A 13,405-nucleotide genomic window follows, 5' to 3' on the forward strand; every position below is an offset into this window, starting at 1 on the left:
TTCCATGAACATCCGGTTTCTAGAAACCTTCGTCTGGCTCGCGAAGCTGGAGAACTTCCGGCTCACGGCCGAGAAACTGCACACGACGCAGGCGGCCGTGTCGAGCCGCATCGCGTCGCTGGAAGAAGCGTTCGACGTGCGGCTGTTCGACCGCAACACGCGCTCGGCGACGCTCACGCCCGCGGGGCGGCGCATGCTCGCGTACGCGGAACGCATCGTGCGGCTCGACAGCGAGATGCGGCGCGACATCGACGCGGCGAGCGACGCGGGGCTGATCCGGATCGGCGTGATCGAGTCGATCGTCCACAGCTGGTTTCCGGCACTGATGGCGCAATTGCGCGAGCGCTATCCGCGCCTCGACGTCGAGATCACCAGCGACACGACCCTGCACCTGATCCGCCTGCTGAGCACCGACGGCGTCGACCTGATCCTGCAGACCGACCCGGTGCCGGGCCCCGACTTCACGAACCTGCCGCTGTGCGAATTCCCGGTGCGCTGGGCGGCGAGCCCGCGTCTCGGGCTCGGTGGCGAACGGCTCGACGTCGCGCGGCTTGCCGCTTACCCGATCATCAGCTTCTCGCGCCACTCGGGCCCGCACGCGACGATCGAGCGGCTGTTCGCGGCCGTCGAGCGGCCGGCCAGCATCAACTGCATCACGTCGGTCGCCGCGATGATCCGGCTCGTCGCCGACGGTTTCGGCGTGGCCGCGCTGCCGCCTGCGATCATCGGGCGCGAACTGCAGGAAGGCGCGCTCGAACTGCTCGACGTCGAACCCGAATTCCCCGCGCTGCCGCTCGTCGCGTCGTATCGCACGCAGGGGCTGCCGGTCGCCGCGCGCATCGCGGAACTGGCGAGCGAAGTCGCGCGCGCGATGCCGGCGGCTTCCAGTCATGCGAAGCCCGCCGCATCGGCAAAGGCCGAGACCGACATCGTCGACAAGTCCCCCGCCCGCTCGGCGAAAAAAGCCCGACCCGCGTCAGCAAAACGCACGCCCCAATCCGCGTCGCCCGCCCCCCCGGCGAAACGCCGCCCGCGCCGCTCATAAGAAAACCTGTTCACCGCGAATTTGTTTTCTTGTTGGACGGGTGCGGCCCGTCTTCGGGACACTGCGGTTCCTGACACACCCCGTCACAAGGAACCCGCCATGTCCCGCCTTTCCCTTCCGCACGGCCAGCTCTGCGTCTGGACGGACATCGATCCCGCGCACGAAGCCGATTTCAACGCGTGGTACGACCGCGAGCACATGCAGGAGCGTGTCGCGATTCCCGGCTTCACGCATGCGCGGCGGTTTCGCGCGACCGACGGCGGCCCGCGCAAGTACCTCGCGCTGTACGTGACGGACACGCTCGACGTATTCCATAGCGACGCGTACCGGCGCGCGTTCACGCAGCAGACCGCGTGGTCGCTCGCGAACTTCGAACGGATGACGGGCACGCAGCGGCGGGTCGGCGACCTGACGATCGAGGCCGGCGACGGCGAAGGCATGCATCTCGCGCTGTTCGTGCTGCCGCCGGAGCGCGTCGACGTGCCGCACCTGCGCGAGCGCTTCGACGCGGCGCTGCACGAACCCGGCATCCACGCGGCCCGGCTGTTCCGCACCGCGCCGGACCTGTCCGCGCCGATCGGCGCCGATGCGGCCGCGCGTCCGGCCGCCGACGCGCTCGTGCTGATCGAGGGCAGCGATGCCGCGGCCACGCGCCGTGTCGCCGCCGCGATCGCCGGTCACGACGACGTGCGCACCTTCGACCTGCTGTGGCGCGCCGCCGCGCCGCTGCCGGCCGCCAGTCGCGACGCCCAAGCAAAACCAGCCGCCGCCGCGTTGCCGGCCTGAACGCCGACGCCGCCACCGGCCGCGCCGTCCGTGATCCACACGCGGCCCGCGCATCGGTCCCCGCGCGTCACCCCCGTCCTTCTTCACGACATGCCCGACACCATGAGCACTCTCGCCCAGCCCGCCGCCCACGCGCCCCGCCGCGTCCGCAACAGCCGACTCGCGACCGCGAGCATGATCGGCACGTCGCTCGAGTGGTACGACTTCACGATCTACAACACGCTCGCCGCGCTCGTCTTCAACCACCTGTTCTTTCCGTCGGTCGATCCGCTGGCCGGCACGATCCTCGCGTTCTCGACCTATGCGGTCGGCTACGTGTCGCGTCCGCTCGGCGGCTTCGTGTTCGGCAACCTCGGCGACCGCATCGGCCGCCGCGCGGTGCTGATGCTCACGCTCGTGCTGATGGGTGTCACGACCGCGCTGATGGGTGCGCTGCCGACCTATGCGCAGGCCGGCATCCTGAGCCCGATCCTGCTCGTCGCGCTGCGCTTCGTGCAGGGTGTCGCGCTCGGCGGAGAATGGGCCGGCGCGGTGCTGCTGTCGGTCGAGCACGGCGACCAGAAACGGCGCGGACTGTCCGCGTCGTGGACGCAGATCGGCCCGTCGTTCGGCACGCTGCTCGGCACCGGCTGCATCGCGCTCGTGACGCTCTCCACCACGTCCGACGCCTTCCTGTCGTGGGGCTGGCGCGTGCCGTTCGCGGCCAGCGCGCTGCTCGTCGTATTCGGTTTCTGGCTGCGGCGCGGCGTCGACGAAACGCCGCAGTTCGAGCAGCTCGCCGAATCGCACGCGACCGCCGACGTGCCTGTCGCCGAAGTGCTGAAGTGTCACTGGCGGCGCCTGCTGATCGCCGGCGGCTCGCGGATCGGCTCCGACGTGCTGTACGCGCTGATCGTCGTGTTCACGTTGACCTACGTGACGACCGTGCTGCACCTGTCGCGCCCGGTCGCGCTGACGGCCGTGATGATCGGCACGGCCTGCAACGCGCTCGCGGTGCCGTTCTTCGGCGCGCTGTCGGACCGCTTCGGACGCCGTCCGGTATACCTCGCCGGCGCGATCGCCGGGATCGTGTGGGCGTTCGTGTTCTTCGCGATGCTCGATTCGGCGCGGCCGGGCGCGATCGTCGCGGCGGTCGCGATCGGCCTCGTGATCCATGCGGTGATGTACGGCCCGCAAGGCGCGTTCGTCACCGAACAGTTCCCGACCCGCGTGCGTTATGCGGGCTCGTCGCTGGCCTACACGCTCGCCGGCATCGCCGGCGGCGGCTTCGCACCGCTCGTGATCGCCACGCTGTTCCGCCAGACGGGCACGACGACGGCCGTATCGCTGTACGTCACCGCGGCGCTCGTCGTCACGTCGATCGCGCTGCTGGCCGCGCGCGAGACCGCGCACCGGCCGCTCGCGGATTGAACATCCCCGCCGGTCGTTTCACTCATTCGCACTTCGAACGGATACCCGCATGCAAGCCCTGTCGTTCAACGTGATGTCCCTGCAAGGCGCGCCCGCCCAGGTCGACGTCGAGATCGAACGTGTCGTGATCGCCGGCTGGGCCGGCCGCGATCCGGCTGCGATCCGCGCGCACATCGACGAACTCGCGGCGCTCGGTGTCGCGCCGCCGTCGGCCACGCCGTGTTTCTATCGCGTGTCGTCCGCGCTGCTCACGCAGGCGCCGTCGATCGGCGTGCTCGGCGCACGCTCGGGCGGCGAGATCGAGTGCGTGCTGATCGACAGCCCGGTCGGCACGCTGGTGACGGTCGGCTCCGATCATACGGATCGGGAAGTCGAGGCCTACGGCGTCGCGGTGTCGAAACAGGTGTGCGCGAAACCACTCGGCCGCGAGGCGTGGCGTCATGCGGACGTCGCCGATCATTGGGATGCGATCGAGATGCGTTCGTGGTGGATCAAACCCGGCGGCAGCCGCATCGCGTATCAGCACGGCGCGGTCAGCGGGCTGCTTGCGCCCGCCGCGCTGTGGCATCGCTTCGACGACCGGCGCACGATGCCCGCGCGCTGCGCGATGTTCGGCGGCACGGTCGCCGTACACGGCGCGATCGCGGCGATGGGCGACGGTGACGCGTTCGAGATGGAACTCCACGATCCGGTGCTCGGGCGCAGCCTGCGGCACCGGTACGAGGTCGAGGTATTGCCGGTTGTCGCGTAAAGGACGGTGGCGGGTGCGCAGGCAATAAAGAACATGACCCGCACGCGGCCCCGTCACCCGCCTTGAGCGCTCGCCGTCATCGCAAGCAGCCCAGCGCGGCCAGCGTCGCCTCCACCGCCGTATCGAGCGGCGTCACCGGCTCGCGGCCCAGCACCGCCGTCACCCGCGCGTTGTCCATCCGGAGCGGCTCGCGCCACAGATAGCGCATCTCGAGCATCTCGCGCATCGTCGTGACGAACGGCGCCGCGACCCACACGAGCCACCACGGGAAACGCCGCACCGTCGGGCGCATCCCGTGCCGCTGCGCGACGCGGCGTACGGCCTGCGCCATCTGCGTGCCGTCCGCGTCCCAGTGACCGCCGAAGTGGAAGCGCGCGAACGGCGCCAGCGTGTCGCGCCGCTCGAGCAGCTCGACCATCGTGCGCGCGACGTCCGGCAGGTACGCCCATTGATGGCCGACGCCCGGCCGGCCCGGCACGCTGATGGCCGCGACGGGCCGCCCGGCCTTGACGAGCGCCTGCCCGAACCAGTTGTTGCCCGCGTGCGCCCCGAAGAAATCGCCGGCCCGCACGATGATCGTCCGGACGCCCTGCGCGGTCGCCGCCTGCAACCGCCGCTCCATCTCGACGCGGATCGCGCCCTTGCGCGTCACCGGATGCTGCGGCGCTTCTTCGCGCAGCACCGGAAACGCGTCGGGGCCATAGTTGTAGACCGTCCCCGGCAGCACGACGGTCGCCTGCGCCAGCGTCGCCGCCGCGATCGTGTTGTCGAGCATCGGCAGCACCTGCGTCGACCAGTTCCGGTAGCCGGGCGGATTCACCGCATGCACGATCACGCTGCAGCCGCGCGCCGCGCGAACCACCGCCTCGCGGTCGAGCGCGTCGCCGCGCAGCCACGCGATCCCGTCGCGCTCCACCGTCTCGGCGTCGAGCCCGCGCTTGAGCGCGCGCACCTGCCAGCCGGCATCGCGCAACTGACGCGCGACCTCGCCGCCGATACCTCCGCTCGCGCCGAGCACGAGTGCCTGTCGTTGCGTCCCGCCTGCGTTCGCCGTCATTGCCGTTCTCCGTGAATGAACCGTTGTCAGCACCCATTCTGGCGCGAGGCAGCCTAACAAGGAATTGCCTAACCCGATGCATCGGCTATACATTTATGCATGGCCATCGATCTGAACTGGGAACGCTACCGCACCTTCCTCGCCGTGCTGACGGAAGGCTCGCTGTCGGGCGCGGCGCGCGCGCTCGGCATCACGCAGCCGACGGCCGGCCGCCACGTCGCGGCGCTCGAAGCCGCGTTCGGCCAGACGCTATTCACGCGCTCGCCGTCGGGGCTGCTGCCGACCGAGGCGGCCCTGGCGCTGCGCGGCCATGCCGAGGCGCTGCGCAGCGCGGCGGCCGCGTTCGAGCGCGCGGCCGCGAGCCACGGCGCGGGCGTGCGCGGCACCGTGCGGATCTCGGCCAGCGACGTGATCGCGGTGGAGGTGCTGCCGCCGATGCTCGCGCAGTTGCGGCGCGACCATCCGGGGCTCGTGATCGAACTGGTGCCGACCGACCGCATCCAGGACGTCCTGAATCGCGAGGCCGACATCGCGGTGCGGATGGCGCCGCCCGCGCAGGAGGCGCTCGTCGCGCGGCGCATCGGCGCGCTGGAAGTCGGGCTGCATGCGCGCGACGACTACCTGGCGCGCAACGGTACGCCGTCATCGACGGACGAACTCGCCCATCACGCGCTGATCGGCTTCGATACGGTCACGCCGTTCATCCGCGCGGCGGGGCGCGGGATGCCGCTGTGGAACCGCGATGCGTTCGCGCTGCGCACCGACAGCAATCTCGCGCAGCTCGCGATGATTCGCGCGGGCTACGGGATCGGCTTCTGCCAGAACCGGCTCGCGCAGCGCGATGCGCGGCTCGTGCGCGTGCTGCCGGACGGGCCCGCGACGAAACTGGAAACCTGGATGGTCATGCACGAGGATCTGCGGACGAGCCCGCGTTGCCGGGCCGTGTTCGATGCGCTGGCGAACGGGCTGCGTGCGTATGCCGAAGGGACGGCCGACTAGGCCGTTCCCGCCCGCCGCACGCGCGAATCGCCGCGGCGCGCGCTATTCGTGGATCTTGCCGGCGAACAGGATGTCGGCCATGCGCCGCCACGGGTTGTCGGGCAGGTCGTAGCAGCGCAGCCCCTCCTCGGACGCCTCGGCCCAGTCGACCATCGCCTCCAGGTACTCGCCGATCGAGCGGTTTTCCCAGCCGAGCGCGGCGGCCGCATACGGCGCCGGCGGCAAGTCGGCCTCGAGCTGGCGCTCCTTGTGCCAGTCATGGCCGAGCACGCGCAGGAAACGGATCAGCGAGCGCTCGTCGATCACCCGCTCGAGCGCGTGCGCCAATCGCGCGGCCATCTCGCTTTTCAGTTCGTCGTTCATGCGTATCGCCCCCTGCTACGCAACGTTCAGAACGCTTCCAGCTCGCACCAGCCGGGATACGTTTGCTCGACGATGAAGAAATCGTCGAAGTAGACCAGCCCGCGCCGTTCGAGCGACCTCATGCACGCATCGACGGCGTCGCCGCCGAAGAACGGGCCGAGCGACACCAGCCGGTCCGACTCGTCGAAACAGTCGGCGAAATTGAATTCGCGCATGAGCGCGGACAGGTCGACGTCTTTCTCGACCAGCGCCGCGCGTCGAACGACGATCCCGAAATCTCTCGATATTTTCATCGGTACCGACTCCCGTCGAATACGTGCCGCTGCGCCGACGCGCATGCGTGCTTCACGCTTTACATCAGCAACTGCCGCGACAGCACCTCGCGCGCCTGCGTGACCGTCTCGCGCTCGCCCGGCATCGGCGGCGTCAGCGAGAACACCGCGTCGGGCAGCGTCGGCAGCCGGTATTTCGCGCCGAGCCGCACGAGGCCCTCGCCGATCGCCGACGCGCACAGGCAGCCGACGCCGAGCCCCGCCGCCAGCATCGACTGCAGCCCCGCGACGCCCGACGCGCTGTGCACGAGCACGTACGGCGCGTGCTGCTCGTCGAGCGAGCGCACCGCGATCTGATGCATCATGCAGTCGTCCGGCAGCAGCACGAGCGGCAACGGCTCGGGCAACTGCTCGGCGAGCGCGGGCGACGTGACCCACGACAGCGGCTCGCGCCGCAGCATCCAGCGCGTATCGGCCGACGCGGGCCGGAACGGGCCGCTCGACAGGTTCATCACGACGCCAAGATCGATCTGCCCGCGCGCATGGGCAGCTTCGATCTCCGCGCTCTTCATCGCGCTCACGTGCAGGCTCAGTTGCGGGTAGCACTCCCGCAACCGCGCGAGCAGGCCCGCGACTTCATGCGTCCGGTAGTAGTCGGTGATCGCGACGCGCAATTCGCCCTTGATCGCCTGTCCGCGCACTTCGTCGAACGCGGCCTCGTTCAGCGCGACGATGCGCCGCGCATGCTGCAGCAGGCGCGCGCCGGCCGGCGTCGGCTCGACGCCGCGCTTGCTGCGCACGAACAGCGGCACGCCGGCGCGCGACTCGAGCTTGCGCACCTGCTCGCTGACCGTCGACTGTGACAGATGCAGCAGCGGCGCGGCCGCCGTAAGGCTGCCCGCATCCGCCACCGCCGCGAACGTGCGTAACTGATCCAGATCGAAACCGCGCATCGCACCCCTCCATCCATCGAATAACCCGATGGATGCTACCACCAATTCCCGCTTTTCCGATTCATCGGCGGTCCGCAGAATATCGGTTCAACGGCCCGCCGAACCCGTTTCCACGGGATTCGGCATGCGTTGCGGCCACCATTCTTCCGGATTTCCTTTCATGACCGACAACACCCTCGCCCGTTGCGCGCCGGCCGGCGCGGCTGCCGCGACACCGCCGCGCAGCCATCACGGCTGGGCGCTCGTGGTCCTGCTGGTCGGCGCCATTCTGCCGCCGCTCGACTACTTCATCGTGAATCTCGCGCTGCCGGCCATCCGCGACGGCATCGGCGCGCGGCCGGCCGAGCTGCAGCTCGTCGTGTCGGCCTACGCGTGCGCGAACGCGGTCGTGCAGATCACCGGCGGGCGTCTCGGCGACCTGTACGGCCGCAAGCGGATGTTCATGATCGGGATGGCCGGGTTCGTCGTCGCGTCGGCGCTGTGCGGGCTCGCCGGCAGCGGCGCGGTGCTGGTCGGCGGCCGCGTGCTGCAGGGCCTGTTCGCCGCGATCCTCGCGCCGCAGGTGCTCGCGACGATCCGCAGCGTGTTCAGCCCGCAGGAGCAGGTGCGCGTGATGGGCTTCTACGGTTTCGTGTTCGGCCTCGCGGCCGTGATCGGCCAGCTCGGCGGCGGCGCGCTGATCGACCTGCATCCGTTCGGGCTCGGCTGGCGCGCGATCTTCCTGGTCAACGTGCCGATCGGCATCCTCGCGCTGCTCGGCAGCTGGCGCTTCATCCCGGAAAGCCGGCCGCCGCGCGGCCAGCGCATCGACGTGCCCGGCACGGTGCTGCTGTCGCTGTTCCTGCTGATGCTCGTCTATCCGCTCACGCACGGACGCGAGGCGGGCTGGCCGCTGTGGATGATCGCGTGCGTCGTCGGTGCGCTGCCGATGCTCGGCGCGCTGCTGGCGGTCGAAGCGCGCCGGCTCGCCGGCGGCCGCGACCCGCTGCTCGACGTGCGCCTGCTGCGCAATCCGGTCGTCGCGCTCGGGCTCACGCTCGCATTCCTGTTCTACATGCTGAGCGCGTTCTTCCTGAGCTACGGCATCTATCTGCAGGGCTGCCTGAACTGGTCGCCGCTCGCGTCGGGGCTCGCGATCCTGCCGCTCGGCATCGGCTTCCTCGCGAGCCCGCTGCTGATGCCGCGTCTCGTCGCGCGGTTCGGCGGCTATCGCGTGCTCACGCTCGGCTTCGCGATGCTCGCGGCCGGTGTCGCGACCGCCGCCGCGCTGGCCGGCGATCATGCGCCCGGCCCGGGCTTTTACGCAGGCATCGCGGCGATCGGCATCGGGCAAGGCCTCGTGCTGCCGTCGGTCGTGCGGATCGTGCTCGCGGAAGTCGACGCGGCGCGCGCCGGGGTCGCATCCGGCATGGTCACCGCGATGCTGCAGATCGGCGCGGCCGTCGGCGCCGCGACGCTGGGCGGGCTGTTCTTCGCGCGGCTCGGCGTGCAGCCGCGTGCGCTCGACTACGTGCAGGGGTTCAGGACGGCGATGTGGGCGCTGGCGGCCGTGCTGCTGGCGTGCGTCGCGTTGTCGGCCGCATTGGGGCCGCTGCATCGGCGGGGGCGCACCATCGCGTGACGACGCCGGCCAGGGAAGCCCGCCCCGGCAGCAAATCGCAGCATGCGCGCCCGCTTGCCGGCGGCGGGCTCACTGGTGATGCTTGAATTGCGCGTGCCGTGCTTCCCATTCGGCCAGCTCGACGCGATAGCGCGCCAGTGCTTCGTCGTACAGGTCGAACACGCACGGCGAGCAGCCGCTGTTGCAGCAGTCTTCCAGTTCGGGTTGTTCGGGCGGGGTCGGACGCGGATCGTCGGCGGGCGCATCCGCGGAGGCAGGCTTGGTCACGGCTTCAGTCATATGGTGCGGAGCGCCCAGTATACGGTGATGGTCAGCGGCATGCAGGCACGCACCGGGCGCAGCCGCGCATCCACCCCGCGGACAGGAGTCGCGCCACGGCCGAAGCCGTGAATCCGCCGGAACGCCGGGCGCCATTCGGCGCCTTCTCGATGGCCGCGATCCAGGGGCGACGGCGAGATCCGATCGAAATCGCGGCGATCGCGGAAATCCCGCGTGCGCGATTTCGCATGCCCTGACGTCGCACTCGAGTGCGATCACCCGCTCCCTGCTACGCCACGCGACCGCTCACCGGAATCGATGCGCCGGTGATCGCCTGCGCGTCGGTCGACAGCAGGAATCCGATCGTCGCCGCCAGCTGTTCGGGCCGGACCCAGCGCGTGAAATCCGCATCCGGCATGTCCGCACGGTTCGGCGGCGTGTCGATGATGCTCGGCAGCAGCGCGTTCACGGTCACGCCGCGATCGAGCAGTTCCGCCGCCAGCGCCTCGGTGAGCCGCGCGACGCCCGCCTTCGCGGCCGCATATGCACCCATCCCGGCGCCCGCCTTGAACGCCGCGCCCGCGCCGATGTTGACGATGCGGCCGGCCGGGCTCGTCACCAGATACGGCAGCGCGGCCTTCGACGCGTTCAATGCCGTCTTCACGTTCAGTTCGTACATGCGGTCCCACGTGGCCGCGTCGCCGTCGGCGATCGTCTGCCAAACGAACGCGCCCGCGATGTTCAGCAGCGCGTCGACCCGGCCGAATTCGCGATTCACCGCTTCAAGGGCGCGCGCAGCCGCCTGCGGATCGACGAGGTCGATGCCGCCGATGCGCAGCGCATCGGCCGGCACGCCGGCCAGCGCCTGCGCGTCCGGCGCCGCGCCGCGGCCGATCAGCGCGACGCGCGCGCCGCGCTGGCCGAGCCAGGCGGCCGTGGCGACGCCGAGATGGCCGAATCCGCCGGTGATCGCGACTGCCTTGCCTTTCAGGTCGTGTTCCATCGATATGCTCTCCTGGGTCGAGGGGGTTGGATGATACGTGGTTCGGGGCGATGCCGGTACCGACACGGACGCGCGTGGCCACCGTTTCGACAGCGTAGCGCCGTTCATGCCGCGTGCGCACGGCGATAAATGCGTCACCGCCAACGCAGCCGCTCGGTTGATCCGCAGCCGTGAAGGCGCGCACCGCGCATGACGGTGGACGGCAGGAGGTAGGCGTTAGGCGGTGGACGGTGGGCAGTGGGCAGTGGGCAGTGAGCAGTGAGCAGTGGGCGGTGGGCGGTGGGCGGTGGGCGGTGGGCGGCGGACAGCGGACAGCGGACAGCGGACAGCCGACGGCCGGGCATAATGCGCGAACACGGTGCGCCGCGCGGTGCCCCGTGATCGCGCCGGGTCCTTGAACGGCCCGCGCCGTTTCCGTAACGAAACCCGAACCTCAACCCGTCTATCCCATGCAAGTACTCGTCGTTGGCACCGGCAAGCTGGCAACCGAACTGCTCGGCTCGCACCGGCTCGACCCCGCAACCTGTCGCGTGACGGCCTGGTCGGACCCCGCACGCACCGAGACGCGTTCGATCGTCGTGCACGCCGGATCCGGCCGCGAGCTACCTGCCGCGATCGAATTCTGCCGCGCAACGGGCTCGCTGCTCGTCGAGCTGTCCACCGGCTCCGAGCTCGAAACCGGATCGCACGACTTTCCCGTCGTGCTTTGTCCGAATACGAACATCCTGATGCTGAAGTTCATGAGCATGCTGGAAACCAGCGGTCATCTGTTTCGCGACTGCCGCATCAGCGTGACGGAGTCGCACCAGGCCAGCAAGACGTCCGTGCCGGGCACCGCGGTCGGCATCGGTCAGTCGCTCGGCGTGCCGGCGCAGGACATCCGCTCCGTGCGCGACCCCGACGAACAGCGCGACGCCCTGCAGATTCCCGACGATCAGCTCGGCCGCCATGCGTTCCACCGGATCCGCATCGAGGATGGCGCATGCAGCCTGCAGTTCGAATCGCGCGTGTACGGCGCGTCGCCTTACGCGGACGGCGTGTCGCGGATCGTCGAGACCGTCCGGCAGCACGAACTCGAACCCCGCCGATACTCGATCGTGGAGTTCATCCGCAACGGCTGGCTGTAGGCGCGACGGTGCGCGGCTTGGCCGACGACACCGCGGCCGGCACATTCGACGGCCGCGATCGCACGATCGCGCACGCTCCGCTTACCCGTCGCCCAGCACGGCCCCGCTCTCCGGCAGCGTCGCGCCGCCGTCGACGACGATCGTCTGCCCGGTGATGTACGCCGCATCGGCCGACGCGAGAAACAGCATCGCGTTCGCGATGTCCTCCGGCTCGCCCATCCGCGCGAGCGGAATGTCGCGCGCGATCTGCGCGGCGACCGACGCGTCGCCGAGATTGCCGGCGGCCGGCGTGCGGATCATCCCCGGCTCGACGCCGTTGACCGTCACGTTGCGACGCGCGAGTTCGAGCGCCGCCGCGCGGATGAAGCCGTTCACGCCGGCCTTCGACGCCGCGTAGTGCGCGAGCCCCGGATAGACGACGCGCGGCCCGGTCACCGACGACGTGACGAGCAGCCGCCCCGCTCCCGCACGCTCGAACGCCGGCAGCGCGGCCTGCGCGAGCCAGAACAGCGCCGACAGGTTGACCGACAGCGTGCGCTCGAGCATCGGCTCGTCGATCTGCGCAAACGGGGTCAGCGGGAAGTACGCGGCGTTGTGAACGACGACGTCGAGCCGGCCGCCGTCGCGCTCGACCGCCGCGACGAGCGCGACGAGTTCGTCGCGGCTCGCGGCGTCGACGCGATACGCGCGCGCGTCGCCGCCCGCACTGGCGAGCGCGTCCGCCTGCGCGGCAGCGGCATCGCCGTTGAGATCGGCGAGCGCGACGAATGCATCGGATTCCGCGAAACGGCGCGCGATTGCCGCGCCGATCCCCTGCGCGGCGCCCGTGACCAGCACGACGCGTCCGCTGAAATCCGCACGCAGGCGGGCGCTGCCCGGCACGGCGCTCATCATTGCGCCTCGCCGCCGAGCGGATGCACGGTTTCGTTCAGCACCTGCGCATGCGCACCGATCGGGAAGTTCGACAACGTGCCGAAGTCGCCGCCCTGATAGCCGAAGATCTTGCCGTCCGTCTTGCGTTGCGCGAGATCGATCAGCACGACGCCGAGCGTCGGCACCACTTTTTCGCGCCACACGAACAGATACAGTTCATCTGCAATCCTGAAGTAATGGCAGCGATCCACGTCCGCCAGCCCGCCTTCGACGCCCTGCAGGCACTGCCATGCGTAGAAGTTCTCGTTCAGGTAGATGTGCTCGTAGCATTCGGTCGGGCTGTAGCGATACATCGTCCGCTTGCCGATCAGTTCGCGCGTGGGCCCATGCAGCGGGCCCGGCTGCGCATGGCCGCCGAGCGTGCCGTGCCGGAATGCCGCGTCGACGCCAGTCAGCGGCAACCCGCGCGAAACGCGCGTGAACGCGTCGACATGCGTGTCGGCCTCGGTCGGCAGCGTGCCGATCACCGACGTCCACGCGCCGATGCCGATGTCGATCACGAGGCTGACCGACGTCGCGCGCGCCACCGGATCGATGTAGTCGACGAAGTACAGGTCGTCGCGCAGCCGCGTGACGCGGCACGGCGCGCGGCCACCCGTGTCGGTCGCCGCATCGCGCCATTGCAGCGCACCCGCCTCGAACGTATAGACGCGCCATGCGCCCGTTGCGTCGCCAAGGGCCAGGGACCGCCCGACGAGCGCGTTCACGGGCGTGAGGATGTTCGCGTCCGGCGCAAAGCCGTCCGCGAGCGCGCCAACCTGAATGAATACCGGATCCTGTCGTTCCACCTGCCGTCTCCCGCGCAGCTTCAGGCCCGGCGGGCCGTG

At 70.1% G+C, this 13,405-nt stretch carries 15 protein-coding genes; 7 read left to right on the forward strand and 8 right to left on the reverse strand.

Translation table 11 applies throughout. The features are described from left to right. The first annotated feature begins 4 nt into the window (after positions 1-4). The 4 genes from DIE16_RS18110 (at position 5) to DIE16_RS18125 (ending at position 3,992) form a co-directional block, all read left to right on the forward strand. A complete protein-coding gene (locus tag DIE16_RS18110) occupies positions 5-1,045 on the forward strand; it encodes a LysR family transcriptional regulator (protein WP_124892993.1) in 1,041 nt (346 codons plus the stop codon). Between the two features lie 99 nt (positions 1,046-1,144). After that, positions 1,145-1,831, forward strand: a complete 687-nt coding sequence (locus tag DIE16_RS18115) for a DUF4286 family protein (protein ID WP_124524216.1) — start codon at positions 1,145-1,147, stop codon at positions 1,829-1,831. Between the two features lie 90 nt (positions 1,832-1,921). After that, positions 1,922-3,241 (forward strand): MFS transporter, encoded by a 1,320-nt coding sequence (locus DIE16_RS18120; protein WP_044846663.1) that lies wholly within the window; start codon positions 1,922-1,924, stop codon positions 3,239-3,241. A gap of 49 nt (positions 3,242-3,290) precedes the next feature. Continuing rightward, positions 3,291-3,992: a DUF2848 domain-containing protein gene (locus DIE16_RS18125; protein ID WP_124524215.1), complete on the forward strand. Its 702-nt coding sequence runs from the start codon at positions 3,291-3,293 to the stop codon at positions 3,990-3,992. A 76-nt stretch (positions 3,993-4,068) separates the two neighbouring features. Here the strand turns inward: DIE16_RS18125 and DIE16_RS18130 are convergent, their stop codons facing one another. Further along, positions 4,069-5,049, reverse strand: coding sequence for an NAD-dependent epimerase/dehydratase family protein (locus DIE16_RS18130; RefSeq protein ID WP_124524214.1), 981 nt, complete (start codon positions 5,047-5,049; stop codon positions 4,069-4,071). A gap of 99 nt (positions 5,050-5,148) precedes the next feature. Between DIE16_RS18130 and DIE16_RS18135 the strand changes: the two genes are divergently transcribed. After that, positions 5,149-6,048, forward strand: a complete 900-nt coding sequence (locus tag DIE16_RS18135) for a LysR family transcriptional regulator (protein WP_124489057.1) — start codon at positions 5,149-5,151, stop codon at positions 6,046-6,048. A gap of 42 nt (positions 6,049-6,090) precedes the next feature. On the opposite strand, the gene DIE16_RS18140 is transcribed toward DIE16_RS18135, so the two are convergent. The 3 genes from DIE16_RS18140 to DIE16_RS18150 are packed head-to-tail and all read right to left on the reverse strand — an operon-like array spanning position 6,091 to position 7,636. Then, positions 6,091-6,411, reverse strand: a complete 321-nt coding sequence (locus DIE16_RS18140) for a hypothetical protein (RefSeq protein WP_124489058.1) — start codon at positions 6,409-6,411, stop codon at positions 6,091-6,093. A 26-nt stretch (positions 6,412-6,437) separates the two neighbouring features. Then, entirely contained in the window at positions 6,438-6,704 is a 267-nt protein-coding gene (locus DIE16_RS18145; RefSeq protein WP_124524213.1) for a hypothetical protein, read from the reverse strand. Between the two features lie 59 nt (positions 6,705-6,763). Next, complete coding sequence (locus DIE16_RS18150; RefSeq protein ID WP_124489060.1) at positions 6,764-7,636, reverse strand: LysR family transcriptional regulator; 873 nt, start codon at positions 7,634-7,636, stop codon at positions 6,764-6,766. 160 nt (positions 7,637-7,796) lie between these two features. Between DIE16_RS18150 and DIE16_RS18155 the strand changes: the two genes are divergently transcribed. Beyond that, the gene (locus DIE16_RS18155) at positions 7,797-9,257 is read left to right on the forward strand and encodes an MFS transporter (protein ID WP_124892995.1); all 1,461 of its coding nucleotides are present in this window, start codon (positions 7,797-7,799) and stop codon (positions 9,255-9,257) included. 69 nt (positions 9,258-9,326) lie between these two features. Here the strand turns inward: DIE16_RS18155 and DIE16_RS18160 are convergent, their stop codons facing one another. Then, complete coding sequence (locus tag DIE16_RS18160) at positions 9,327-9,524, reverse strand: oxidoreductase-like domain-containing protein (protein WP_409364455.1); 198 nt, start codon at positions 9,522-9,524, stop codon at positions 9,327-9,329. Between the two features lie 280 nt (positions 9,525-9,804). Continuing rightward, on the reverse strand, positions 9,805-10,518 hold the full coding sequence (locus DIE16_RS18165) for an SDR family NAD(P)-dependent oxidoreductase (RefSeq protein ID WP_124892999.1): 714 nt from the start codon (positions 10,516-10,518) through the stop codon (positions 9,805-9,807). Positions 10,519-10,967: 449 nt separating this feature from the next. Here DIE16_RS18165 and DIE16_RS18170 point away from each other — a divergent pair, with 449 nt between their 5' ends. Beyond that, positions 10,968-11,645 carry a dihydrodipicolinate reductase C-terminal domain-containing protein gene (locus DIE16_RS18170; RefSeq protein WP_124893001.1) on the forward strand — a complete coding sequence of 226 codons (678 nt, stop codon included), beginning with the start codon at positions 10,968-10,970 and terminating at the stop codon, positions 11,643-11,645. A gap of 81 nt (positions 11,646-11,726) precedes the next feature. Here DIE16_RS18170 and DIE16_RS18175 read toward each other — a convergent pair whose 3' ends face one another. Together DIE16_RS18175 and DIE16_RS18180 are read right to left on the reverse strand one after the other, a co-directional pair. Beyond that, positions 11,727-12,536: an SDR family oxidoreductase gene (locus DIE16_RS18175; RefSeq protein ID WP_124893067.1), complete on the reverse strand. Its 810-nt coding sequence runs from the start codon at positions 12,534-12,536 to the stop codon at positions 11,727-11,729. After that, a complete protein-coding gene (locus tag DIE16_RS18180) occupies positions 12,536-13,366 on the reverse strand; it encodes a molybdenum cofactor biosynthesis F family protein (RefSeq protein WP_124893069.1) in 831 nt (276 codons plus the stop codon). Before DIE16_RS18180 ends, DIE16_RS18175 begins: the two co-directional genes overlap by 1 nt. Between the last annotated feature and the right edge of the window lie 39 nt (positions 13,367-13,405).

The sequence above is a fragment of the Burkholderia sp. Bp9090 genome (assembly GCF_003857985.1).
Classification (GTDB): Bacteria; Pseudomonadota; Gammaproteobacteria; order Burkholderiales; family Burkholderiaceae; genus Burkholderia.